The sequence below is a fragment of the Methanobrevibacter oralis genome (genome assembly GCF_001639275.1).
In the GTDB taxonomy this organism is placed as follows: domain Archaea; phylum Methanobacteriota; class Methanobacteria; order Methanobacteriales; family Methanobacteriaceae; genus Methanocatella; species Methanocatella oralis.
This window is the reverse complement of the sequence record NZ_LWMU01000027.1, coordinates 1-622: the sequence shown is the minus strand read 5'-3', so window position 1 is coordinate 622 and position 622 is coordinate 1. Positions and strand designations below refer to the sequence as shown.

At 26.5% G+C, this 622-nt stretch carries 1 protein-coding gene; it reads left to right on the top strand.

Translation table 11 applies throughout. The features are described 5' to 3' along the window. The first annotated feature begins 391 nt into the window (after window positions 1-391). On the top strand, window positions 392-589 hold the full coding sequence (locus tag MBORA_RS00640; RefSeq protein ID WP_063720085.1) for a hypothetical protein: 198 nt from the start codon (window positions 392-394) through the stop codon (window positions 587-589). The last annotated feature ends 33 nt before the right edge of the window (window positions 590-622 follow it).

The following is a 622-nucleotide window of genomic DNA, read 5'->3' as shown; positions in this document are numbered from 1 at the left end:
GCAATTCATAGATCCACAAGTTTATATATGACATGAATGATGATTTAGTTTCGAGTATTTATGATCAAAATTAGATGAAATGCCTTCATTTAAAGGATTGCACGTATGTGCAATTGATTCATCGATTATTGAAATACCAAATACGAAATTAACATAGAGATGATTTTGGAATACCTGAAAAAACTCAAACATACAAAGATACTTCTGTAGCTAGAATTTCATGCACGGGGTTAGATGCTCATTGGGACTTCATAATATCCTCAAATTTAACATCGAAGAATGTAAATGAAATAACAAATGCATTAATACCATTTAGATGATGCAAAAAACAAATTGGACTTAACAAAAACAATAACACTATACGATAGAGGATATAATTCCGTATGAATTAATGTTTAAAACCGAATTATTAAATTCATTCTACTATAAATACGTGGAAAAACATCCAACATTTAAAAAGAAACAACAAAAAATGGAAAAACATAAAAAAACAGATAAAACATTCTTCATTAGTCTAGATTCATTAAAACGTAGAAATTTCAAAAACGAAGAACTAAAAGAAATGGCAAGATTAAAAACAGTAATATAAAAAGTAATGAATTGTAAAAGTAAAACTAAAAAA

Coding starts and splice junctions, on each gene's coding strand:
- MBORA_RS00640 (WP_063720085.1), top strand. CDS start 392: ATGTTTAAAACCGAATTATTAAATTCATTCTACTATAAATACGTGGAA.